General features: G+C 33.0%; 24 protein-coding genes and 1 other RNA gene. 21 read left to right on the forward strand and 4 right to left on the reverse strand.

Going from position 1 to position 23495, the window contains the following annotated elements; genetic code table 11:
- Positions 1-4 precede the first annotated feature (4 nt).
- Positions 5-904: a mechanosensitive ion channel family protein gene (locus G314FT_RS06855; RefSeq protein ID WP_257699806.1), complete on the reverse strand. Its 900-nt coding sequence runs from the start codon at positions 902-904 to the stop codon at positions 5-7.
- A 121-nt stretch (positions 905-1025) separates the two neighbouring features.
- Here G314FT_RS06855 and G314FT_RS06860 point away from each other — a divergent pair, with 121 nt between their 5' ends.
- The 10 genes from G314FT_RS06860 (at position 1026) to G314FT_RS06905 (ending at position 9119) form a co-directional block, all read left to right on the forward strand.
- Positions 1026-1454 carry a DUF948 domain-containing protein gene (locus tag G314FT_RS06860; RefSeq protein WP_117972875.1) on the forward strand — a complete coding sequence of 143 codons (429 nt, stop codon included), beginning with the start codon at positions 1026-1028 and terminating at the stop codon, positions 1452-1454.
- 23 nt (positions 1455-1477) lie between these two features.
- Positions 1478-1918 carry a YtxH domain-containing protein gene (locus G314FT_RS06865; RefSeq protein WP_257699807.1) on the forward strand — a complete coding sequence of 147 codons (441 nt, stop codon included), beginning with the start codon at positions 1478-1480 and terminating at the stop codon, positions 1916-1918.
- Between the two features lie 286 nt (positions 1919-2204).
- Positions 2205-2783 carry an MptD family putative ECF transporter S component gene (locus G314FT_RS06870; protein WP_257699809.1) on the forward strand — a complete coding sequence of 193 codons (579 nt, stop codon included), beginning with the start codon at positions 2205-2207 and terminating at the stop codon, positions 2781-2783.
- A 22-nt stretch (positions 2784-2805) separates the two neighbouring features.
- The gene (locus G314FT_RS06875; protein ID WP_257699810.1) at positions 2806-3510 is read left to right on the forward strand and encodes an energy-coupling factor transporter transmembrane component T; all 705 of its coding nucleotides are present in this window, start codon (positions 2806-2808) and stop codon (positions 3508-3510) included.
- Positions 3507-4910, forward strand: a complete 1404-nt coding sequence (locus tag G314FT_RS06880) for an ABC transporter ATP-binding protein (protein WP_257699811.1) — start codon at positions 3507-3509, stop codon at positions 4908-4910. Before G314FT_RS06875 ends, G314FT_RS06880 begins: the two co-directional genes overlap by 4 nt.
- 42 nt (positions 4911-4952) lie before the next feature.
- Positions 4953-6011 (forward strand): YdcF family protein, encoded by a 1059-nt coding sequence (locus G314FT_RS06885; RefSeq protein WP_257702530.1) that lies wholly within the window; start codon positions 4953-4955, stop codon positions 6009-6011.
- 190 nt (positions 6012-6201) lie between these two features.
- Entirely contained in the window at positions 6202-7920 is a 1719-nt protein-coding gene (locus G314FT_RS06890) for a phospho-sugar mutase (RefSeq protein WP_257699813.1), read from the forward strand.
- A gap of 15 nt (positions 7921-7935) precedes the next feature.
- Positions 7936-8238 (forward strand): ArsR/SmtB family transcription factor, encoded by a 303-nt coding sequence (locus G314FT_RS06895; RefSeq protein ID WP_257699815.1) that lies wholly within the window; start codon positions 7936-7938, stop codon positions 8236-8238.
- Positions 8239-8393: 155 nt separating this feature from the next.
- Positions 8394-8760, forward strand: a transfer-messenger RNA (tmRNA) gene (gene ssrA / locus G314FT_RS06900).
- Between the two features lie 140 nt (positions 8761-8900).
- Positions 8901-9119, forward strand: coding sequence for a hypothetical protein (locus G314FT_RS06905; RefSeq protein WP_257699817.1), 219 nt, complete (start codon positions 8901-8903; stop codon positions 9117-9119).
- Positions 9120-9284: 165 nt separating this feature from the next.
- On the opposite strand, the gene G314FT_RS06910 is transcribed toward G314FT_RS06905, so the two are convergent.
- The 3 genes from G314FT_RS06910 to G314FT_RS06920 all read right to left on the reverse strand — a co-directional run bounded on the left by G314FT_RS06910 (position 9285) and on the right by G314FT_RS06920 (position 10900).
- Positions 9285-9434 (reverse strand): hypothetical protein, encoded by a 150-nt coding sequence (locus tag G314FT_RS06910; protein WP_242093570.1) that lies wholly within the window; start codon positions 9432-9434, stop codon positions 9285-9287.
- A gap of 180 nt (positions 9435-9614) precedes the next feature.
- A complete protein-coding gene (gene yidC, locus G314FT_RS06915; protein ID WP_257699822.1) occupies positions 9615-10532 on the reverse strand; it encodes a membrane protein insertase YidC in 918 nt (305 codons plus the stop codon).
- Positions 10533-10624: 92 nt separating this feature from the next.
- Positions 10625-10900: an acylphosphatase gene (locus G314FT_RS06920; RefSeq protein ID WP_257699824.1), complete on the reverse strand. Its 276-nt coding sequence runs from the start codon at positions 10898-10900 to the stop codon at positions 10625-10627.
- Positions 10901-11015: 115 nt separating this feature from the next.
- Between G314FT_RS06920 and G314FT_RS06925 the strand changes: the two genes are divergently transcribed.
- The 11 genes from G314FT_RS06925 (at position 11016) to mnmA (ending at position 23454) form a co-directional block, all read left to right on the forward strand.
- Positions 11016-11774: a TrmH family RNA methyltransferase gene (locus tag G314FT_RS06925; protein ID WP_257699825.1), complete on the forward strand. Its 759-nt coding sequence runs from the start codon at positions 11016-11018 to the stop codon at positions 11772-11774.
- 116 nt (positions 11775-11890) lie between these two features.
- Positions 11891-12391 (forward strand): HD domain-containing protein, encoded by a 501-nt coding sequence (locus G314FT_RS06930; RefSeq protein WP_257699834.1) that lies wholly within the window; start codon positions 11891-11893, stop codon positions 12389-12391.
- An 85-nt stretch (positions 12392-12476) separates the two neighbouring features.
- Positions 12477-12803, forward strand: a complete 327-nt coding sequence (locus G314FT_RS06935; protein ID WP_257699836.1) for a winged helix-turn-helix transcriptional regulator — start codon at positions 12477-12479, stop codon at positions 12801-12803.
- 300 nt (positions 12804-13103) lie between these two features.
- The gene (gene pheS / locus G314FT_RS06940; protein WP_257699845.1) at positions 13104-14150 is read left to right on the forward strand and encodes a phenylalanine--tRNA ligase subunit alpha; all 1047 of its coding nucleotides are present in this window, start codon (positions 13104-13106) and stop codon (positions 14148-14150) included.
- Positions 14151-14156: 6 nt separating this feature from the next.
- Entirely contained in the window at positions 14157-16583 is a 2427-nt protein-coding gene (pheT, locus tag G314FT_RS06945; RefSeq protein ID WP_257699851.1) for a phenylalanine--tRNA ligase subunit beta, read from the forward strand.
- 120 nt (positions 16584-16703) lie between these two features.
- Entirely contained in the window at positions 16704-18113 is a 1410-nt protein-coding gene (locus G314FT_RS06950) for a DUF1958 domain-containing protein (RefSeq protein WP_257699852.1), read from the forward strand.
- A 32-nt stretch (positions 18114-18145) separates the two neighbouring features.
- A complete protein-coding gene (locus tag G314FT_RS06955; RefSeq protein ID WP_257699853.1) occupies positions 18146-18994 on the forward strand; it encodes an aldo/keto reductase in 849 nt (282 codons plus the stop codon).
- Between the two features lie 60 nt (positions 18995-19054).
- Complete coding sequence (gene cls, locus G314FT_RS06960; protein WP_257699855.1) at positions 19055-20587, forward strand: cardiolipin synthase; 1533 nt, start codon at positions 19055-19057, stop codon at positions 20585-20587.
- A gap of 35 nt (positions 20588-20622) precedes the next feature.
- Positions 20623-21771: a cysteine desulfurase family protein gene (locus G314FT_RS06965; RefSeq protein ID WP_257699857.1), complete on the forward strand. Its 1149-nt coding sequence runs from the start codon at positions 20623-20625 to the stop codon at positions 21769-21771.
- Between the two features lie 59 nt (positions 21772-21830).
- Positions 21831-22172, forward strand: a complete 342-nt coding sequence (locus tag G314FT_RS06970; RefSeq protein ID WP_257699859.1) for a DUF1831 domain-containing protein — start codon at positions 21831-21833, stop codon at positions 22170-22172.
- 154 nt (positions 22173-22326) lie between these two features.
- On the forward strand, positions 22327-23454 hold the full coding sequence (mnmA, locus tag G314FT_RS06975; protein ID WP_257699862.1) for a tRNA 2-thiouridine(34) synthase MnmA: 1128 nt from the start codon (positions 22327-22329) through the stop codon (positions 23452-23454).
- The last annotated feature ends 41 nt before the right edge of the window (positions 23455-23495 follow it).

Below are 23495 nucleotides of genomic sequence, written 5' to 3' on the forward strand. Positions count from 1 at the left end.
TATGTTATATTTTAAGGTTAAGCGGTGTAGAAGGAAGTTTTATGCCTGCTTTTGTTAAAGCTTCAATATAAGCCGTCATCATTTGCGTTTTGACTCCAAATTGAGAGCCACTAATAGCATAAACAGTTGAACGAATGGCGAAATAACCATTACCTAAATCAACTAATCCAACAAGGTTAGGTTCAGAACGGATATCGGTTAAATTAATGATTTTTTCTTCATTAATTGATTTCATAATAGCCATTATTTGATCAATATCATCGGTTGGGTTGACTCTGATATCTACTACAACTAATTGATTGCCTCTAGATAAGTTACTAACAATAAGGATTTGGCGATTAGGTATATAGTTCATTGTCCCATTAAAACTTTTAATACGAGTAGTACGTAGTCCAATGTCATTAACAATTCCTTCGATATCATCAATTACAACATGATCACCTACATCTAATTGACGCTCATAAATAATAAAAAATCCTGTTAATACATCATTAATAAATCCTTGTGCTCCAAGACCAATAGCGATACCAGCAATTCCAGCCCCAGCTATTAATGATCCAACAGGGACACCTATAATGGTTAAAAATGAATAGATACCTATGAAAAATAAACTATACTGTACTGCATTTCGGGACAAGGTTCTTAACGTATGCATTCTATTTTCGCTAAAATTATCCTTCTTTTTATTATTATTCTTAAATGATTTATCAATCACTTTAAATAAGACTTTACGAATAATAGTCAGTAATAGTAAAACGATTAAAATTAAGATAGCCTTATTAATAACCGAAGCAATTATTTTATTCCAGTCAAGTTGATTCAAAAAACGATTGATCCCTCTCACATTTTTTGCAGCCTCATTTAGAACTTCCGGTGTCTGAGAACTTGTTGTTGTTTCTTGCAAACTAAACACTCCTTTCATATCAAGTATTACTTACTATAATAATGTATAAATTGTTGTGAAATCAAGTAGATAATGGTATTCTATTGTTAGTAATTTACAAGAGAGGCAGGAGATGTTTTATATGACAGGAACAGAAGTAGCCGCTATAATAGCTGCTGTAGCGTTTGCAGTATTAGTAGTAGTGCTAGTCATTTTTTTATTGCAATTAAATAAAAATATAACCAAATCAATGGAAAAAGTTAATGGAATTTTAGATGAAGCGGACAAAACCGTCACAGTTTTAACACAAGATGTTGATATACTGTTAAAACAAAGTGAAGATTTATTAGTCATTGGAAATGATTTACTATCTGATGTGACGCAAAAAGTAGAAACAATTGATCCCCTATTTCATGCGGTAGCTGATTTAAGTGAAAGCGTATCAGAATTAAACAGTTCAAGCAAAACAATATTATCAAAAGTAGGGGAAGCAAGTAAGACAGCAGCTACTGCAACAGTTGTGGGAAAGGCAGCACAGACAGCTTCTCATTTGTTTAAGAAAAATAAATAGAATGAATATTAGGAGGAAATAGTATGTCAAAAAAATCAAGTGGCTTTTTAGCAGGAGCAGTTATTGGGGGAGTAGCAGCAGCAACAGCAGCTCTTTTATTAGCACCAACTAGTGGAAAAAAACTGAGAAAAGATTTATTAGAACAATTAGATGATTTATCTGATGGTAAAGCAAGTGAATTAGTTGATTTAGCTCAAGAAAAAGGGGTTGAATTAGGAGAGTTAGCAAAAGAAAAAACAGCTGAATACCCTTGGGTAGGAGAACAGATTTCCCAATTGAAAGATGATTCTTCTGAGTTATTAGATAATTTTAAAAATCAAACACAAACATTGAGTGAAGGTTTTCAAACTAATTCTGATAAATTAAAGTCCACTGTAAAACCTATTGTAGAAGATGATATTGTGTTAAGTACTGATGATATTGCAGATGATGTAACTGAAGCAATTGAAGATAGACAAAAATAGTAGTTAAAGCAACGATGAGAACCTTTCATCGTTGCTTTTTTTGTTTCGTTTTATATATTAAAAAATTAGTGGATTATTATTAAAATATGAGCATGATATGGAAGAATTATAGATTATTATTAGTTTAGTGAATGATAAATTACATGATAATCATTTTATGTAAAGGTTAGAACAGTTTGTTATTTTAAGAAAAGCTCTGTGAATTTTTTAGTGAAAAAATGTCTCATAATTTTTAACTATGTTATAATGACTAAGTTAAAAAATTTTTTTAGGGAGTTTTTATGTTATGAAAAAGTTAAAAGTTCAAGATTTGATTTCTATAGGGGTATATGCAACAGTCTATTTTTTTACAGTATTTATTGCCACGATGTTGATGCGTTTTACCGTGCCGGTTTTTCATAGTTTGCTTGTTCCAAGTATGTCAGCACTTATTTCTGGCACAATATACCTTATTGTGGCAAATAAAATACCAAAATTTGGTGCAATTACTATTGTTGGGTCTGTTATGGCTGTTTTCTTTTTTGCCTTTGGATACTTTCCATTAGCGTTCTTACCGAGTTTTTTATTTCCTTTGTTAGCTGACTTTGTGCAAACTAAAACAAAAATAGCAGATAAATCCAAAATAATGTTGAGTTATACTATTTTTAGTTTTGGCTTGACTGGTCCTATTTTACCACTTTGGTTTATGAGAGATGCTTATATAGATTCTTTATTAGCTAAAGGGAAAGATATGACTTATGTTAATAGCGTTTTTGAGGGAGTTAGTACTGCTAGTTTTTTTGTATCAATGATACTAGTCGTGATTACAAGTTTTGTGGGACTTAAAATTGGGCAGATTATTTATAATAAACATTTTGCAAAATAAATAAGTTAGAGGTGGATTGGTTTTGAAAAATAATAGATATATTATATTTGATCCAAGAAGTAAATTAGTGACCGTTATTTTTGCTAGTTTAATCTTAATTTCACGAGCTAATCCATCAATGGAACTTATTTTTATGGTATTTATAACCTGTTTATTGTGTTTGAGTGGTTCGATAAAAAAAGCGATGGTAATATTTATGAGTTATATTGTGTTAGTTTTTCTCACAATACAGTTCTTTCATGAAATTACAGGAGTATTATCCGCTATAATCTCATTTATTTTAGTTGTCTATAAAAGTTTGCTTCCACCAGTTGCTGCAGGAATGTTTGCAACACAGAATACCTCTGTTGGTGAGTGGGTAGCTGCTATGAAAAAATGGCATATGCCGAACTTTTTAATTATTCCTTTTATTGTCATTTGTCGTTTTTTTCCGACACTACGTCATGATTTTAAATCAATTAGACAGGCTATGAAATTTAGAGGGATTTATTTATCTTTTTCTCAAGTGGTTAAACATCCTATTCAAACAATGGAATATTTTTTAGTTCCAATTTTAAAGCAAGTTGATTATACAGCCCAAGAATTATCTGCTACAGCACTTGTGCGTGGTTTGGGATATGAAGGCCAGCATACCAGTGTTATCTCGATTAAATTAAAGATTCAAGACTATTTACTACTGGCAAGTTTATTGGTATTGTTATTAATTGAGGGAGGTGTTATATTATGATTCATTTTGACCATGTTAACCTCTTAAGAGATGATAAAACTGTGTTAAAAGACATTCAGTTATCAATCAATACTGGTGAAGTAGTTGTATTAACTGGAGAAAGTGGCAGTGGGAAAAGCTCGCTTATTAGTCTACTAAATGGTTTAATCCCCGAATTGTACGAAGGTGAAGTAACAGGTGATGCGACTGTATTAGAAACAAGTTTACCACCATTAGATTTTAATCACTATGTAAAAGATATAGGGGTAGTATTTCAAAATCCTAAAACCCAGTTTTTTACTACTTCTGTTTTTAGTGAATTAGCTTTTTCAATGGAGAATTATGGAGTACCTGCTAATAAGATCGAGACTCGTATAGATGAAATTATGGAATTGTTCAATTTGAGAGGGTTGATAGGAAAAAAAGTAACGGAACTCTCAGGTGGACAAAAGCAGCGGATAGCCTTTGCATCAGCTTGTATGCTACCACATCGTTTATTTTTATTTGATGAACCGTCTAGCAATCTTGATTATTCAACAATCAAACAAATATCATCTTATTTATCTATTTTAAAGCAACAAGGGTGTACATTAATTATTGCAGAACACCGTCTATTTTATTTAACACATTTAGCAGATAGATATATCGTGTTAAGTAAAGGTAATATTTGCTATAATTTACCGTCTGAAGAATTTTATTCACTCTTTCCAACTATTCAGAAAGAGATGGGTTTGCGTACATTAAATGAGCCAAGTGAATTATTAATAAAGAACTGTTCTAAAGAAGTAATTCATTCTTCTAACCTTCATATAAAGGATCTTAATTTTCATTATAAGCATTCAAAGACCAACCTTAGCATAGATGAATTATCGATTGATACGTCACATATTATGGGATTAATCGGTGAGAATGGTTCTGGAAAAACAACTTTTGTTCAATTGTTAACAGGATTGTTATCTGAAAATGGTCAAAGATCCAAGTTTTTAATTGATGGTGTACAATTATCTGCTAAAGAACGCCTTAATCGTAGTTTTCTGGTTATGCAAGATGTGAATTTGCAATTATTTTTTGAAACTGTAGAAAAAGAGTTATTAGTGCAATCGAAGAGAAAAGAGTTGTTTGACGAAGTTGTTGAGGAATTAAGTTTAGTGCCTTTATTACAGTTGCACCCTCAAAATTTGTCTGGTGGTGAAAAACAACGTGTAGCTATAGCCAGTGCCATTTTATCTGGTAAAGATTGGATTATATTAGATGAGCCAACAAGTGGCTTAGACTATCGTCATATGGTTTCTGTTAGCCAATTATTGAAAAAAGTTCAGTCATATGGCTTATTTGTTTTAGTCATCAGTCATGATAATGAATTTTTAACCAAAACAACGTCACATATTTTACAAATGAAAGATGGTAAAATAGTGAGTTAATTTACAATTTTATTGTGGAAAGGAGTGTCTATCTTGTTAAGTATGACAGTATTTTTTTATGTCATTTTTGTTGGAGTTCCACTAGTCTGTTTTTTATATTGGAATTATTTTAGACCAACTAGTTTATGGAATGGCTTTTTCTTTTTAATATCTTCAGGAATGCTCTATCTATCGTTTATTCTATTATTGGAGAAAGTGAATCAAAATATTGCACTTATCTTTTTATTTCCGGCTATCTTAGTTATGTTATTTTTAAGTGTGTTAGGGCTAAGTGCTAGTATTGTTGGATTATTTTGGAACGAAAAAGTTTTATTAAAAAGAGAGGGACGCTCATTTAGTAATTTGGTTCCTTTGATTGTTGCTTTAGGTTTATTAGGTGTTCAGGTATTAATGTTACTTGTTACGTTTTATTCACGGAACATTTTTCTAACAACATTATTAGGTTTTTTTACTGCAACGTTATCCTATCTTATTTTTTTGTTTATTATGTATGGGACAACAGCTATTTTATATAATCATTTTCCCATTACCAAAAAAGTAGATTATATCATTATTTTAGGTGCTGGATTAATTGATGGTGAGCGTGTGACCCCTTTATTAGCGAGTCGAATTGATCGGGGAATAGCACTTTATGTTAGACAAAAAAGAAAATATGGACATGAACCAACGATTATTTTGTCTGGGGGTAAAGGTTCAGATGAAAAAATATCAGAAGCACAAGCGATGAAAGATTATTTGGATTCATTACCGGTCATTATAAAAACAGTTTATTTGGAAGAACAGTCAACAAATACGCAGGAAAATATTAAGTTCTCTGAAAAACTTGCTGGAGTAAGAGATGGCATTAGTGACTTTAAAGATAAACAGGTTGTGATTGCAACAAATAATTATCATTTATTACGTGCTGGAAAAATAGCAGCACGTTTGGGCGTACAGGCTAGAGGTGTTGGTTCTAAGACGAAATTGTATTATTTACCTACTGCTTTTATTCGTGAATATGTAGGATATTTAGTGATGACAAAACGAAAACATCTACTTTTCATAGGATTTTTCTTCGTTATTTCTTTATTACAGTTAATAATATATTTTATAGCGAACTAATCTATTGAATTAAGGTCACTTTTAGGAACAGTGTATTAAGATCACTCCTAAAGGGTGACCCTTTTTAATCTAATTGATTAAAGAGAAGGTTATTGAAATAAAAACTTGCAAGGGATAACTTTTTATCTTTAGTAAATTAAAGGACATAGTGCTATAATAAACATTACGAAAATAATGATGAGGTGACATGATGAATTGGAAGGAAACATATTCAACATGGAAACAATTTAGAGAGTTAGAAACAACTTTAAAAGATAATTTAAATCAATTAGAAAAAAATGAAAACGAATTACAGGAGGCGTTTTATGCTCCTTTAGAGTTTGGTACTGCTGGTATGAGAGGAATATTAGGAGCTGGTATTAATCGTATGAACATTTATACTGTTCGACAAGCAGCGAACGGTTTAGCTTTATTTATTGGTACAGTAGGTGAAGATGCAAAAACAAGAGGAGTGGCAATTGCTTATGATTCAAGACATCAATCTCCTGAATTTGCGATGGAATCAGCTAAGACCTTAGCCAGTCATGGTATCAAATCTTATGTTTTTGATAGTTTAAGACCAACGCCTGAGTTATCATTTGCTGTACGTCATTTTGGCTGTGTAGCTGGAATTATGATTACTGCCAGTCATAATCCTGCCAATTACAATGGATTTAAAGTGTATGGTGAAGACGGGGCTCAAATGCCACCACAAGATGCTGATAAAGTGACTGAATTTGTTAGTAGTGTGGAAAATCCACTTGAAATAGAAATTATTGATGATAGCCAGTCAGATGATTTTATCACTATAATTGGTAAAGAAGTAGACGATAGTTATTTAAAAGACATATTAACGGTTACGATTGATGATGAATTAATTAAAAGAAGTGGTTCAAAATTAAATATGGTGTTTACGCCTCTTCACGGAACTGGGAAAATGTTAGGGGAGCGTGCATTATCACAAATTGGCTTTACAAATGTATCATTAGTAGAAGAACAAGCGATTGCGGATCCAAATTTTACTACTGTAACATCTCCTAACCCAGAAGAATTATCTGCTTTTGAATATGCTATTCGTTTGGGTGAAGAATTATCAGCTGACTTATTAGTGGCCACTGATCCAGATGCGGATCGATTGGGAGCAGCAGTAAAACTGCCAAATGGCGAGTATCGTGTCTTGACTGGAAACCAGCTAGCAAGTTTAATGGTTCATTATATTTTAACCAAAAAAAGTGAGAAACAGAATTTACCTAAAAATGGCTTAGTCTTAAAATCAATTGTTTCGAGTGAATTACCAACACGTATTTGTGAGAAATATCAAGTAGAGATGAAAAATGTTTTAACTGGATTTAAATTTATTGCTGAACAAATTAAAGACGTTCAAGAGAAGCAAACAAATGAATTTTTATTTGGTTTTGAAGAAAGTTATGGTTATTTAGTCAAACCATTTGTTCGTGATAAAGATGCGATTCAAGCATTGGTTTTATTAGCAGAGATGGCTACTTACTACATGGAAAAAAATCAAACGTTATATGATGCTTTATTAGAAATCTACAAAGAATTTGGTTATTTTAAGGAAAAAACCATTTCAGTGACTAAATCAGGGATGGAAGGATTGAAAGAAATTACTCGTTTGATGCAAGACATTCGAAATAACTTACCAACCTCATTTGGTGGGATTAAAGTAAACTTCACTGAAGATTATTCTGTTGGTAAAAGAATGCTTTCTGATGGTAAAATAGAATTGCTAGATTTACCAAATGCTAATGTTCTAAAATTCTTTTTAGAAGATGGTAGTTGGATTGCTATTCGACCTTCTGGAACGGAACCAAAAATTAAGTTTTATATTGGTGCTGTCGATGAAACGCAAGAAGATGTTGACAATAAAATGGAGAGATTTGGTAAAGAGCTAGCAAAATATCGTGATTAAGGGGGAGTTATCTATATGAAAGAATTAAATCCTCAAACGATTCAACAAACAAGTCGTTTTTTTAAAACGATAGGAGATCCAACCCGATTAAAGATACTGGTTGCGTTATCTGAAAAAGAGATGAATGTCTCAAGTATTACTGAATTTTTAGATATGGAACAATCTGCTGTTTCTCATCAATTAAAATTGTTACGAGAAAATCATTTGGTGAAATCGCGTAAAGAGGGAAAAAGTGTGGTGTATTGTTTGGATGATAAACATGTGAAAAGTATCTTATCACAAACATTTGACCATATGAACCACATAAACCATGACTAAATTGATAAGCCTTAAAGGTTGATTGCTTTAAGGCTTATTTTTTATGTGTAGCAATTAGCGTTATGTTTCTTTGCTCAATACAGTGATTAAATTCTATTTATTGGATAATTGAAAACAGTGTAAAGTTATGTTATACTAGCTTAGTTAATAAATAAGGGGGCGTTACGGATTCGACAGGCATAGTTTGAGCTTGAATTGCGCTTCGTAGGTTACGTCTACGTTAAAACGTTACAGTTAAATATAACTGCTAAAAACGAAAACAATACTTTTGCCTTAGCTGCCTAAAAACAGCGGGTAAAGATCCTCTTGGCATCGCCCATGTGCTCAAGTAAGGGTCTCAAATTGAGTGGGATACGCTAAATTTTTCCGTCTGTAAAATTTAGAAGAGATCATCAGACTAGCGAAAGTTACGGCCAGTTGCTCGGCAGAGACTTGAGCGAAATTTAAATAGAGTAACTATGAGCGTAGATATTTAGGTGGCAATGTGTTTGGACGCGGGTTCGACTCCCGCCGCCTCCATTCCAATTATAAGATAAGACTGTTTAAACCTTTATGTATCAATGATATGTCAGAGTTTAGCAGTCTTATTTTTTGCTTCTTTTTTATAAAAAACTCCTTTTTTAAAAGTGTGCTATAATAAAAGAAGAAGGGATTGATTTAATTTGTCTAAAGGATTAGTTTCTATAGGTTCGATTATTGATTACCCTACCGTTCATGAGAAACATGTTATTGGTAAAGTAGAATTGATTTTAAAAAATACCATTGTTGTGAGGGATAGGTTTGAGGATACTCATCTCGTTCTGATTAAAACACTAGAAGAAGATGGCGTGACAGTAGATGATGAAACCTATGTGTACAAGAATAGGTATAGTCGAAGTTAAGCTAGTTAAACCACTTAGAATAGTGGTTTTTATTTTTGCTTTTTTATAGAGAAAATAACATTTGTCTCTCTTTTTATGCAATAAAATAAGCATTTACCATTAATAGTCATTAAAAGGTAAATGCTCTTCAGTACGAACTGGTGTCATCCATTAGGTCGTTACTCCTTATGCAATTTTTTGTAATTCATGTACTGCGTTTTGAATAGTAGTACCAGTAGCCATTTTAGTTTCATCATCTTTTAGAAAAACGATAAATAAGTTTAACTCAGTATCTAAAGTTACACGGTACTCTATTGTAGTGTTATTGAATGTCATATAGCATTCTCCTTTCTTAATCGTAACGAAAGGCAACTAAAACGTTCATAACGAAATTCCATTTATAAGTATATCATTTAAAAAGTATCATTGCAACTAATAATTTAAAGAAAAAGATCATTAATAGAGTAACGTATAAAAAAACTGATGAAAAACAGGAAGTTTTCATCAGTTCTAGTCTTATTTTTTATTTTGTTTGCCTTGATTACGTCCACCGTTATTTGTAGTAATCTTATTTTTCGGTGTATTTTGTTTTTTTGGTGTTGGCTTAACAGCTGATTTAACAACTTTCACTGGATTTTTTTCAAAATGTTCAGCAATTTCTTTTTTTACTTTTGGTTTATGATATAGGTTAGTAATCAATGATTGGATGCAACTAAAGATACCACCAATAACCCAATACAGTGTAACACCTGCTGGAGCTCTAAATGAGAAGAAAATAATCATAAGAGGTGACATATATGTCATCATTCTCATTTGTTTTTTCTGTTCATCAGCCATCCCAATCATACTGATGTAACTTTGTAAAAAGTAACTAATACCAGCTAATGCCACTAAAATTAAACTAGGTTTTCCTAAATTTATTCCAAAGAACACAGATTCAGAAATACCAGGAGTCACTTTTGCAGCAAAGAATAGTGCTGTAAAAATTGGCATTTGTATCAATAAGGGTAGACACCCAATTCCCCCCATAATATTAATATCATTATCTTTATAAAATTGTTGTAGCTCTTGTTGTGCTGCCATTTTTTCTTCTGGCGATGTGGCAGTTTTCATACGTTCATTAATAACATCCATATGCGGTTTGATCGCTGCCATTTTTTCTTGTTGAATCATTGATTTTTTCATTTGGCTTAAACCAAGTGGTAAAATGATTAATCGAACGATCATCGTTAATAAGATAATTGACCAACCAAATCCTAATCCCCAATTTTCTGCAAAGAAGGTAATCAAATGACTCATGGGTTTTACTAATACATTATAGACGAATCCCTCGCCTGTAGGAGCACCTGTTGAGTCGGTCTTTACACATCCGGATAAAAAGATTAATAATCCAAACAGTCCAGAACCAATCATCCAACGTTTTAAATTTTTCATTTATTTCTTCCTTTACTATAATCTTCATAAATCTACACAAGCATTACTATATCGAATTTTTCGCTATAATTCAATTATTTTATAGAAATAATTTAAGAATAAACAACGTTAAATTTATGATGCTCTTTAAAACTTGGCTCAAAATCAATCGAGTAGTTTGTTACGTTTCCCATCGGAGCAGGTGATTTTTTTACTTCTTCAATAAATTGTTGGACAGCTAATTTATCTCCGTTCGCCTCGATGTAAACACCACCGTCATCTAAATTACGGACAATTCCATAAACCCCTAACTCATCAGCAACTATCTTTGTCATATAACGAAACGCGACACCTTGAACTCGACCATGAACGATCATAGAAATTTTCATTTAATCACTTCCTTTGTATTTTTTTATTCTATTATACAATTTTTAATGATAAAGGGGTTAAACAAATAAAAAATCTGATATAATGAATCCAGAATTGAGAGGAATGAATATAGATATGAAGCGAATCGAATCTTTGACCAATCAATGGGTAAAAGAAACCAAGAAATTACATAAAAAGAAGTATCGTGATATAACCAATCAATATATTTTAGAAGGAGAGCATTCTGTTCAGGAAGCTTTAGAAAATAATGGGTTGATTGATTGCGTGATTACAACTGATGATGGATTATTAAAATATAAGTCTATTCTATCAAAGGTATCCGAGGAACAATTGGTTGTTGTGACTGATGGGATATTAAAGCAACTATCTGAATTACCAACACCACAAGAAATTATCGCGATTATGAAAAAGTCAGAAGAATTAACAGGATTTGGGGAAAAAATCTTAGTTTTAGATCATGTGCAAGATCCTGGGAATGTGGGAACGATGATCCGAACAGCAGATGCAGCTGGTTTTGATCAAGTTATATTAAGTGAAGGATGTGTAGATGTTTATCAATCAAAAGTTCAACGAGCATTACAAGGCAGTCAATTTCATGTATCTATTGTGACTAATGTTGCGTTAGATAAATGGATAGAACAGGCAAAAATGCGACATATTTTAACAGTTGCAACAGCATTAGATGATACTGCGATGTCTTTTAAAGAATTACAGCTAACTGAGTCAATTGCCATTATTATGGGGAATGAGGGTCAAGGTGTCTCAAGTGATGTTTTACTACACGTGGATAAAAAGGTGTATATTCCAATGAAAGGTCAAGCAGAGTCGCTAAATGTCGCAGTTGCTGCTGGTATTGTTATGTTTCACTTTTAAATTATTATAAATTTATTAAAGTCATGTTTTTTGATATATTTTTTTAAAAATAACTGATATATTGTTATCATGAAACTGTTTATAAAGTTATTGTTTAAGAAAGAAAGTGATAGTAAATGTCGTTAAATTGGCAAGAAGATACTGCTTACTTAGAACTTGTTGAAGATTTAATTTATACAGATGACGTTCAAAGTTTAAAAAAATACACACAACATCATTACTCAAATCGTTTAGAACATTCGATTCAAGTATCTTATAAGAGTTACAAACTCGCAAAAAAGTGGGGTGGAAATGTTAGGGCAACTGCTCGAGCAGGCTTACTTCATGATTTGTTTTTCTATGATTGGCGCGAACAAAAAATGGGCGAAGGCACACATGCTTATGTTCATCCACGTATTGCTTTAAAAAATGCGAAAAAATTAACAGATATCTCACCACTTGAAGAAGATATCATTATTAAGCATATGTTTGGAGCTACAATAGCCCCTCCTAAGTACAAAGAAAGTTATATTGTCACACTGGTTGATAAATATTGTGCCTGTGAAGAAGTTATTAAACCATTGTTTAAAAAAGTAAAATTAAAAGCCGTAGAATATTCTAAAGTGGTACATTTGTAAGCTGACAGATAGTATTTGTCAGCTTATTGTTTTATACTAGAAAATATAGTATAAAAATTGATAGTTGATGGTGAGGAGGCAGTTTATGAATTCCTGTGAGAAAAGACAGTTTGAACTTTGTCCAAAATTCGAAAAAACATTTGATATGTTAGGTAAAAAATGGAATGGTTTGATTATTGATGTGTTACTAGAGGATGGCACACAGCGATTTGTTGAGTTAGCTAATAAAATACCAGATGTTAGTGATCGAGTGTTGGTTGAGCGGTTGAAAGAATTGGAAGAAAAGGGAATTGTGACACGAGATGAACATCCTATAGAAAAAAAACGCATTGATTACTCTTTGACTGAAAAAGGAGAAGCATTACGCTCTGTCATGAATGAAGTCCAAAGTTGGGGAGAAAAATGGATGTAAGAATCATCTTGACGGACCATTTTATTTCTTGTACACTTTAGACATATAGTAAAAACGTTATAGGAAACGAGTAGTTTAGTATGTTTCTCATTAGGGAGGATTGCCATAGACTGAAAGCAATCTGTGAAAAGGCTAGATGAAGTTCACTTCCTTAGTTGTTTGGTTGTCAAACCGGTGATCTGCATCATCGTTAACAAATAAAGATGCTTTTAGCATAAAAATTGGATGGTACCACGAGACATCGTTCCTTTTCATAAAGGAATGGTGTCTTTTTTGTTGGATTAAGAAAGGATGAAACAAATGGAAATCAAAGAAAGATTGGAATCACTACGTAAAGATTTTATTGAAAAGATTGCACAAGTGGAAACATTAGATCATTTAAATAATATACGTGTTGAGGTAATGGGAAAAAAAGGAAGTATGACAGAAATACTTCGTGGAATGAAAGATTTATCAAATGAAGAGCGACCAGTTGTCGGAAGTTTGGCTAATGAAATTAGAGATGTATTATCCACTCAAATAGATGAGAAAAAACAAGAACTTGAAGAAGAAGCGCTTAATCAAGCATTATTAAATGAAACAATCGATGTGACACTGCCAGGTAAAGTATCAAGTACTGGAACACCTCATATTTTAACACAAGTGATGCAAGAAATTGAAGATGTCTTTTTAGGTTTAGGTTACGAAATCATTGAAGGATATGAAGTTGAAAAAGATTACTATAACTTTGAGAGAATGAACTTACCTAAAGATCACCCAGCTCGTGATATGCAAGATTCATTTTATATTACAGATGATATGTTGTTAAGAACACATACATCACCTATTCAAGCACGTACGATGGAAAAACATGATTTTTCAAAAGCACCACTTCGTATGATTAGTCCAGGGAAAGTTTACCGACGTGATAGTGATGATGCCACTCACAGTCATCAATTCCATCAAATTGAAGGATTAGTTGTTGATAAACACATCACAATGGCAGACTTAAAAGGAACGCTTGAAGTGTTACTTAAAAAATTATTCGGGGAAGATCGTAGTATTCGTCTAAGACCAAGTTACTTTCCATTTACGGAGCCTTCAGTTGAGGTGGATATTAGCTGTTTCAAATGTGGCGGTAAAGGCTGTAACGTATGTAAACACACTGGCTGGATTGAAATTTTAGGTGCAGGCATTGTACATCCAAGCGTTCTTGAAATGTCAGGTATTGACTCAAACGAGTATAGTGGATTTGCTTTTGGATTAGGACCTGATAGAGTAGCAATGTTGAAATACGGTGTCAATGATATCCGTTATTTCTATCAGAATGATGTGCGTTTCTTAGAGCAATTTAAGGTAAAGGGGTAGAGATAAATGTTAGTATCATATAAATGGTTAAAAGAACTTGTTGATGTGAAAGATATCGATGTTAATGAATTAGCGGATAAAATGTCACGTTCAGGAATTGAAGTAGAAGATGTGATGATTCCTGAAGAAGGACTAAAAAAAATTGTCGTAGGAGACGTTAAAGAATGTGTTCCTCATCCAGATAGTGATCACTTATCAATTTGCCAAGTAGATGTTGGCGAAGAAGAGTTGTATCAAATTGTTTGTGGTGCTCCAAATATCACGGCAGGCAAAAAAGTGATTGTGGCTTTACCAAACTCACGTATTACTGGAAATGTCAAAATTAAAAAAGGTAAAATGCGTGGTGAAGTGTCATTAGGTATGATTTGTTCATTACAAGAATTAGGTTATTCAGATAGTGTGGTTCCTAAAGAATATTCTGAAGGAATTTATTTCTTACCAGAAGAGGCAGTACCAGGTCAACCAGTATTCCCATATTTGGGAATGGATGATGCAATTATTGAATTATCTGTCACACCAAATAGAGCCGATGCTTTAAGCATGATAGGGGTAGCTTATGAATTAGCTGCGATTTATGACAAAGATATTACATTACCAACTGTGACAATCAATGAAAATCCAGATGAACAAGTGGAAAATTTTGTGTCAATCAAATTAGCAGATGAAGAAGATGTGCCATCATATGGAATGAAAATTATCAAAGATGTCACAATTAAAGAAAGCCCAATGTGGTTACAAACTCGTTTAATGAATGAAGGAATTCGTCCGATTAATAATATTGTCGACGTAACAAACTATACTTTATTATTATTTGGTCAACCACAACATGCCTTTGATTACGATAAACTTGATTCAAAAGAAATCTATGTTCGTCGTGCAACAGACAAGGAAGATTTGACAACCTTAGACGGAGTTGAAAGAGAATTAACTACTGAAGATTTAGTGATTACAAATGGTAAAAAGGCCATTGCTTTAGCTGGTGTGATGGGTGGAGAAAATACTGAAATAACAAGTGAAACCACAACGATTGCATTAGAAACAGCTGTTTTTAATCCAACTCTTGTTCGTCGTACAGCAAGAAGATTAGCTTTATCAAGTGAATCTAGCCGTCGCTTTGAACGTGGGATTAACTGGTCAGTCATTCGTCAAGCTAGCGAGTTCTCTGCTAATCTAATGGCTGAACTTGGTGGTGGAACGATTGTGACAGGTGAAGCACTGGTTGAGTCAAATGTACCAACAGAACCAACTGTTTCAATCACATTAGAGAAAATCAATCGTTCATTAGGTACAAAATTATCAGCAATGGATGTTGAAAAGATCTTCCTACAACTAGGGTTTGATGTTGTATTAAGTGGGGAAACATTTGACGTGACAATTCCATTAAGACGTTGGGATATTAAGATTCCAGCTGACTTGATTGAAGAAGTAGCGCGTATTTATGGATACGATAACTTACCTTCTACTTTACCAAGTGGAGAGTCTTTACCTGGTAAATTATCATTTAAACAGCAAATGACTCGTCAGATTAGATCATTATTAGAAGGAAAAGGATTAACTGAAGCGATTAGCTATGCATTAACGTCTCCTGAATCAGCTGTTCAATTTAAACTAGATACAGAAAATTCAGAGGACATTGTCGAGCTTGATTTTCCAATGAGTGAAGAGCATTCTGTGTTACGTCAAAGTTTAGTTAATGGCTTACTTAAAGATGTTTCTTACAATGTGGCGAGAAAAGCAAGTGGTGTGGCATTTTATGAAATTGGACACGTGTTTAACTGGTACGATAAGTCTGATTTACCAAAAGAAACCACACATTTAGCAATGGCTATGACAGGCGTTTCTCGTAAAAAAGATTGGAAAGAATCACAAGAAGTGGTTGATTTTTATGAAGCAAAAGGAATTGTTGAGTCATTAATTAGCTTTTTAGGACTTGAAAAAGAAGTGGTTTATCAACCAAATCAAACATTAAAAGAGATGCATCCAGGTCGTACAGCAGATATTTTAGTTGGCGAAAGTCATGTTGGTTTTGTGGGACAAATCCATCCTAAATTATCAAAAGATATGGACTTGAAAGAAACATATGTTGTGGAAATTGATTTAGATAAATTATTTGAATTTGTACCAGAAGATAATGTTTACAAAGAAGTAGGTAAATATCCATCAATCAAACGTGATATTGCCTTGTTAGTTGATGAAACAGTGTCACATCAACAAATTGTTGATGTGATTGAAGCAACTGGAGGTAAAAACTTAAGATCAATTCATCTATTTGATTTATTCAAAGGGGAAAAATTAGGTAAAGGGAAAAAATCTCTTGCGTATTCTCTTGTATTCCGAAATGACGACTCAACTTTAGTTGAAGACGAAGTGGTTTCTGTTATGAACAAAATAGAAAAAGCGTTAGTTAATGAGTTAAACATTGAAGTCAGATAATATGAAAACAATTAGTATGTGATAATAATCATGTGCTAATTGTTTTTTTTATTTAAAAGGACAGAAAAACAAATAAAAGTTTGGTATTATAGATGGGATAATATATTAAAGGAGATTGGGATGGTATTAAAAAAGTGTTTAAAAAGATTATTTGTGGGAATGATTTTTTTTAGTTTTCTATTTGTAACACAGGTTTCAGCAGAAGAGATACCAAGCATGATGGATTTAATTAATGAATCGGGTTTTACTGTCAATGAAGCAGATAAACCAAAAGGTGCAGTGTTAATTGATGCAAATACAGGGCAGTATTTGTGGGGAGAAAATCCTGATAGGCCACATAATCCAGCAAGTATTATGAAATTAATGGTTGTTTATTTAGTTTATCAAGCAATTGAAGAAGGAAAACTCACGCTAGATACAACAGTTGAAGCCAACGAGCGCTATGTAGCGATTTCTCAAATTTATCAATTAAGTAATAATAAGATTCAGTTAGGAGCCTCCTACCCAGTAAGAGAATTGCTAAAAATGGCAGTTGTGCCTTCTTCAAATGTAGCAACAGTCATGTTAGCAGATTTAGTTGAACCAAATGCTGTAGAATTTTTAAATAAAGTGAATCAAACCGCGCAAGAATTAGGCATGAACGACACTAAAATTGTCAACATAACTGGTGCAGAAATCAGTGCGTTTCATGGTTTATACGCATCAGAAGGAATTGATACATCATCCTTAGAAATGAATGCATCTAATACAACAACAGCAAGAGATTTAGCAACATTTACCTATTTTTTGTTATCAAAATATCCTGATATTTTAACCATAACTAATTCATCAAAAGTCACAGCAATGACAGGGACACCATTTGAGGAGACATTTGACACGTATAATTATTCGCTACCGGGATTAGAATATTCTTATGAAGGAGTCGATGGATTAAAGACAGGTTCTAGCCCATCAGGAGGGTTTAACATTGATATGACAGCAAAAAAGGGTGATTTACGTTTAATCGCAATAGTATTAGGTGTAGGTGATTGGTCAGACCAAACTGGTGAGTATAAGCGACATCCTTTTGCTAATGCTATGTTAAATTATGGTTTTAATCATTATGAATACAAAAATATTTTAGAGACTGGTGAACACGAAATAGAAAATAAAGTTATTATGACAGATAAACCGCTATACGATACAGTGAAAAAGGATAAATCTTATACATTGAGTTTAGATGATGGCAATGTACTTGTTGTTAATAGGCTAGAAAAAATTTCAGCGACTATTCCAGTAGTGGAAGTGTCATATAAAGAAAAAGAACATTCTGTTAAAAAAGTATTAAAAAATACACCTGTTGAATTAATAGCATTAAATATCCCAACAACGCAATCTGAATGGTTGCAGACAGCAAAACGATTTTGGAAAGAAATAGCTGTTGGATTTATTAGTTTAATTTTTTTACTATTTTTAATAATATGGTATATTAGAAAAAGAAACCGACGAAAAAGGATTAAAGAGAGAATGAAACGCTATTCTCGAAGATAATTTTCGTTAAAAAAATAAGGGAGGATGTAATGATGACAGAACAGACTTACTATACTCTAAAAGATGGTAACAGAATTCCAGTAGTGGGATTTGGTACGTGGCAAGCTGAAAGTGGTGAAATAGCAAAACAAGCAGTAAAATCTGCGTTAGAAGCGGGTTATCGTCATATTGACACAGCAATGATTTATGGTAATGAAGAAAGTGTAGGCGAAGCAATTAAAGAAAGTGGTATTCCACGTGAAAGATTATTTATTACCACAAAGTTATGGAACAAAGATCACTCATACGATAAAGCAAAACTGGCTATCGATGAGTCTTTAGAGAGATTAGGCCTTGATTATTTAGATTTATATTTAATTCATTGGCCAAATCCAGTGGATTATCGGGACCATTGGCAAGAAGCGAATGCTAGTGCTTGGAAAGCGATGGAAGAGGCTCTCAACTCTGGAAAAGTAAAAAGTATCGGCGTTTCTAATTTTTTGACCCATCATTTGAAGGCGTTAGAAGAGACAGCTTCTTTTCAACCAGTGGTGAATCAAATTTATTTAAATCCTAGTGATCAACAACAAGAAATTGTTAGTTATTGTAAAAATAAGGGTATTTTACTAGAGGCATATAGTCCACTAGGCACAGGTGATATTTTTAAATTAGATGAATTAGAAGAAATCGCTAAAGCACATGGTAAGACTGTGGCACAAGTTGTATTACGTTGGTCTCTTCAAAAGGGATTTGTACCACTTCCTAAGTCTGTTACTCCTAGTCGGATTAAAGAAAATATTGAGTTGTTTGATTTTGAACTATCTGAATTTGAGATGGGACTCATTGACGCTTTACAAGGAAAAGCTGGTCAGGCAAGAAATCCGGATGAAGTTAACTTTTAAAAGGCTCTTTATAAAGAGCCTTTTTCTTCATTAAAAAGATGAGTAGATTGGGAGAAATTGATGGAAAAGTTATTAAAAGTTATCTCAAACAGAGCTGTTATTATTGTGTTATTAATCCTTCTTCAATTAGGTGTGTTATTTGCGATTGTGTTTAGATTTCAAAATTATTTTGTTTATTTTTATACGTTCTATTTATTAATTTCCAGTTCTGTTGTGATAAAAATTATTAATAGTCGAAGTAATCCAGCTTACAAAATTGCTTGGATTATTCCAATTATGTTAATTCCTATTTTTGGGACGGTTATTTATTTAGTATTTGGACGTGTTCGCTTTAGTAAAAAAGAAAAAACAAAAATGGAAGTGATTCAAGAAAGAGAACAACTTGCCAATGAGCGAACAGTGCCAAAAGCAAAAATAACAGATGGTAATCAAAATGCTATAATACAGTCTAATTATTTAAGTAAATATGGAGAATCTTCTTTGTTTACACATACAACCAGTGAATATTATCCATTGGGTGAGCAAGCTTTTGAAGCCATGATTGAGGATTTAAAAAAAGCTGAAAAATACATTTTTATGGAATTTTTTATCGTTAATGAAGGTGAAATGTGGCAAACCATTCTTGATATTATGATAAAAAAAGCAAGAGAAGGTGTGGATGTTCGATTTATTTATGATGATTTTGGATGTTTGTTTACATTACCTCATGGATATGATAAAAAATTAAGAAAAGAAGGCATAAAGTGTTGTGTTTTTAATCCATTTATTCCTGTATTATCTCCAATTTTCAATAATCGTAATCATAGGAAAATAACTGTCATTGATGGAAAAATCGCTTATACAGGTGGAATTAACTTAGCTGATGAATACATCAATGCGATTGAGCGTTTTGGTCATTGGAAAGATAATTCAATCAAACTTGTCGGAGAGGCAGCGTGGGGATTTTCTTTGTTATTTTTATCTATGTGGGATTTTGTCAATTCAACTGAAAGTAGAGTAGAAGAATTTATTCCAACCTATGAGGCTAATGAACTACCGGAAACAAAAGGATATTATCAACCTTATGTGGATTCCCCGTTTGATAGAGAAACAGTTGGAATGAATGTCTATTTAAATCTAATCAATCGTGCGACGGATTATGTCTATTTTACTACTCCTTATTTGGTTATTGATAATTTATTGATGGAAGCTCTATGTAATGCCGCAAAAGGTGGTGTCGATGTGAGGATTATTACCCCACATATTCCTGACAAGTGGTATGTTCATGCCGTGACCAAATCAAACTATGCTCAACTAATTGAAGCAGGAGTAAAAATATATGAATACACGCCAGGTTTTATCCATTCTAAAACCTGTGTGGTGGATGGAGAGTATGCAACTGTCGGTACAGTCAATTTGGATTATCGTAGTTTATTTTTACATTTTGAATGTGGTGTGTGGATGTATAAAACGAATGGAGTAGACGATGTCCTACAAGATCACTTAGAAACAGAAAAATTAAGTCAATTAATTACATTAGAAGAAGCAAAAAACGTGTCATTCCCTAAAAAAGTTGTACAGGCGTGTTTATCGGTTTTTGCCCCGTTATTGTAATAACAAAAAGATAGAAAAATGAGAGAGTGAAAAATATGCAAGCAGTTTATTTAGATCATGCAGCAACAACCCCAATGGCTCCTGAAGTGATTGAGGAAATGACACGAATTATGTCATCAACATTTGGTAATCCATCTAGTGTCCATCAATTCGGTAGACAAGCAGAGTTTGAGTTAGATATGGCAAGAGATGTCGTTGCTTCTTCGATTGGTGCACAGTCACGCGAAATCGTCTTTAATGGTGGAGGGTCTGAAGGAGATAATACTGTGTTATTTGATGTTGCTAGACAAATGAAACATCAAGGGAATCATATCATTACCACGAATGTTGAGCACTCTGCGGTGATTAAACCATTAAAAACATTAATGGAACAAGGGTTTGATGTGACTTTTTTACCGGTAGACAAAACTGGTAAAGTCACCGTAGAACAAATTCAAGAAGCTTTGACCCCTGAAACCATATTAGTGTCCATAATGTATGGAAATAATGAAATTGGAACATTGAATCCAATTAAAGAGATTGGTCAATTACTTCACGAAAAAAATGTTTTATTCCATACAGATGCGGTACAAGCATTTGGTAGTGAAGTAATAGATGTGAATGATTTGTTCGTTGATTATTTGACTATCTCTGCTCATAAAATTAATGGCCCTAAAGGTGTAGGGTTTACTTATATTCGTTCGACAAAACCAACGCCAGTCTTAATACAAGGTGGCGACCAAGAAGAAAAAAGACGAGCAGGAACCGAAAATCTTGCTGGAATAGTGGGATTAAAAACAGCTGTATCACTATTAACGCCAGAGAAAAAAGAAACCAATAAAGAAAAATATTTTATTTTTGAAAAAACAATTTTAGAAACACTTGATGAAGCTGGCATTGAGTATGTCATTAATGGTGATTTATCTAATAAATTACCTCATATTTTAAATATTTGGTTTAAAAATGTACCAAATCATGTACTATTATCACGATTAGATTTGGCTGGTTTTGCCATTTCGATTGGCTCTGCTTGTAGTGCTGGAGATGTGAAACCCTCACGAGTGATAGAAGCAATTCATTCGGATTCTTCAGCAGCTGCTAAAGAATCCGTTCGAATTAGTTTTGGTCAAGGAGTAACAGAAGATAATATTATGGATTTTTCACAAAGATTAGTAGCGACGATTCAATCAATGTTGAAAAATTAGTTGGTATTTGTAAACAGATTTATTATAATGAAAGTATCAATTTTATTAGGAGGATTATTATGTCATTTTTAGAAAAGGCAACAGTGGAAGGGTGCCCACAATGTTATAAAATAAATCCAAAAGCACGAACTTATACATTTAAAGATTATGGGTTTCAAGTGACGTCTTCAGGTAACTTACAACTTGCTAGACCATTAGATATTTCGCCACAAGCTAAACAAAGTCCAAAATTAAAAATTACTGTAGCAAAAGATTTAAAGACTTTAAAAATGTCTTTAACAACTGCTAATGGATTAAAAGCGATTAATATTTTCAAATCAGATGATCAAAAAGATAAACAAGAGCAATTTTACTACATTATGGAAGATTTAATGTCTTTTGATTGCCTTGAAAAAGCGTAAATCTATAAAAGAATTGTCATGTGACAGTTCTTTTTTTGTGCCAAAGAGATGATTTTATGCGACAAAAACGCTATAATGTAATAACTGAAAAAAATACGACCTTCAAATCGTAGTAGATTTTCAGAATCTATAAAAAGAAATGATGGTGATGAATTTGACAGATAATAGTCAAATTAAAGTAGTAGTCGGTATGAGTGGTGGTGTTGATTCATCTGTGACAGCACTACTTCTAAAAGAACAGGGATATGACGTTGTTGGAGTCTTTATGAAAAACTGGGACGATACGGATGAAAATGGTGTCTGTACGGCAACTGAAGATTACAAAGACGTGGCGAAAGTAGCGAATCAAATAGGTATCCCTTATTATTCTGTGAATTTTGAAAAAGAATACTGGGATCGCGTGTTTGAATATTTTTTAGCTGAATACAAACGTGGTAGAACACCAAATCCTGATGTCATGTGTAACAAAGAAATTAAATTTAAAGCCTTTCTAGATTATGCTATGCAACTTGGTGCTGATTACGTGGCGACAGGTCATTATGCCCAAGTCGTTCGTGATGAAGACGGAACATCTCACATGTTACGTGGGGTAGACCAAAATAAAGATCAAACGTACTTTTTAAGTCAACTTTCTCAGGAACAGTTATCAAAAACAATGTTTCCACTTGGACATATGGAGAAAAAAGAAGTTCGTGAGATTGCCGAAAAAGCTGGACTTGCAACTGCTAAAAAGAAGGATTCAACAGGTGTTTGTTTTATCGGTGAAAAGAATTTTAAAGAATTTCTTGGAAAATATTTACCAGCACAACCTGGAAAAATGGTCACGTTAGATGGTGATATTAAAGGAGACCATGCCGGATTAATGTATTATACCATTGGTCAAAGACAAGGATTAGGAATCGGTGGCGGTCAAGGTGAATCAAGCGAACCGTGGTTTGTTGTGGGAAAAGACTTATCAACAAATACCTTATATGTAGGACAAGGATTTCATCATGAAAACTTATATTCAACACACCTGGAAGCAAGTGACGTTCATTTCACCATTGATACACCAAAGCCAAAAGAATTTACGTGTACAGCTAAGTTTAGATATAGACAACAAGATGTTGGTGTCCGTGTGGTATTGTCAGAGGATCAAACACAAGCAACCGTTTATTTTGATGAACCAGTGAGAGCTATTACCCCTGGCCAAGCCGTTGTTTTTTATGATGGCATGGAATGCTTAGGTGGCGGATTAATCGATGCGGCGTTTTATGAAGATAAACAACGTCAATATATTTAATTAAAAAAGATATTGACAGAATGTTTTTAATACGATATAGT

The organism is Vagococcus luciliae, assembly GCF_024637875.1.
Taxonomy (GTDB): Bacteria; Bacillota; Bacilli; order Lactobacillales; family Vagococcaceae; genus Vagococcus; species Vagococcus luciliae.

Excerpts from the sequence above, each read along its gene's own strand:
- G314FT_RS06860 (WP_117972875.1), top strand. The coding sequence starts at position 1,026 with ATGACAGGAACAGAAGTAGCCGCTATAATAGCTGCTGTAGCGTTTGCA.
- G314FT_RS06865 (WP_257699807.1), top strand. The coding sequence starts at position 1,478 with ATGTCAAAAAAATCAAGTGGCTTTTTAGCAGGAGCAGTTATTGGGGGA.
- G314FT_RS06870 (WP_257699809.1), top strand. The coding sequence starts at position 2,205 with ATGAAAAAGTTAAAAGTTCAAGATTTGATTTCTATAGGGGTATATGCA.
- G314FT_RS06880 (WP_257699811.1), top strand. The coding sequence starts at position 3,507 with ATGATTCATTTTGACCATGTTAACCTCTTAAGAGATGATAAAACTGTG.
- G314FT_RS06885 (WP_257702530.1), top strand. The coding sequence starts at position 4,953 with ATGACAGTATTTTTTTATGTCATTTTTGTTGGAGTTCCACTAGTCTGT.
- G314FT_RS06890 (WP_257699813.1), top strand. The coding sequence starts at position 6,202 with ATGAATTGGAAGGAAACATATTCAACATGGAAACAATTTAGAGAGTTA.
- G314FT_RS06895 (WP_257699815.1), top strand. The coding sequence starts at position 7,936 with ATGAAAGAATTAAATCCTCAAACGATTCAACAAACAAGTCGTTTTTTT.
- G314FT_RS06910 (WP_242093570.1), bottom strand. The coding sequence starts at position 9,434 with ATGACATTCAATAACACTACAATAGAGTACCGTGTAACTTTAGATACT.
- yidC (WP_257699822.1), bottom strand. The coding sequence starts at position 10,532 with ATGAAAAATTTAAAACGTTGGATGATTGGTTCTGGACTGTTTGGATTA.
- G314FT_RS06920 (WP_257699824.1), bottom strand. The coding sequence starts at position 10,900 with ATGAAAATTTCTATGATCGTTCATGGTCGAGTTCAAGGTGTCGCGTTT.
- G314FT_RS06925 (WP_257699825.1), top strand. The coding sequence starts at position 11,016 with ATGAAGCGAATCGAATCTTTGACCAATCAATGGGTAAAAGAAACCAAG.
- G314FT_RS06930 (WP_257699834.1), top strand. The coding sequence starts at position 11,891 with ATGTCGTTAAATTGGCAAGAAGATACTGCTTACTTAGAACTTGTTGAA.
- G314FT_RS06935 (WP_257699836.1), top strand. The coding sequence starts at position 12,477 with ATGAATTCCTGTGAGAAAAGACAGTTTGAACTTTGTCCAAAATTCGAA.
- pheS (WP_257699845.1), top strand. The coding sequence starts at position 13,104 with ATGGAAATCAAAGAAAGATTGGAATCACTACGTAAAGATTTTATTGAA.
- pheT (WP_257699851.1), top strand. The coding sequence starts at position 14,157 with ATGTTAGTATCATATAAATGGTTAAAAGAACTTGTTGATGTGAAAGAT.
- G314FT_RS06950 (WP_257699852.1), top strand. The coding sequence starts at position 16,704 with ATGGTATTAAAAAAGTGTTTAAAAAGATTATTTGTGGGAATGATTTTT.
- G314FT_RS06955 (WP_257699853.1), top strand. The coding sequence starts at position 18,146 with ATGACAGAACAGACTTACTATACTCTAAAAGATGGTAACAGAATTCCA.
- cls (WP_257699855.1), top strand. The coding sequence starts at position 19,055 with ATGGAAAAGTTATTAAAAGTTATCTCAAACAGAGCTGTTATTATTGTG.
- G314FT_RS06965 (WP_257699857.1), top strand. The coding sequence starts at position 20,623 with ATGCAAGCAGTTTATTTAGATCATGCAGCAACAACCCCAATGGCTCCT.
- G314FT_RS06970 (WP_257699859.1), top strand. The coding sequence starts at position 21,831 with ATGTCATTTTTAGAAAAGGCAACAGTGGAAGGGTGCCCACAATGTTAT.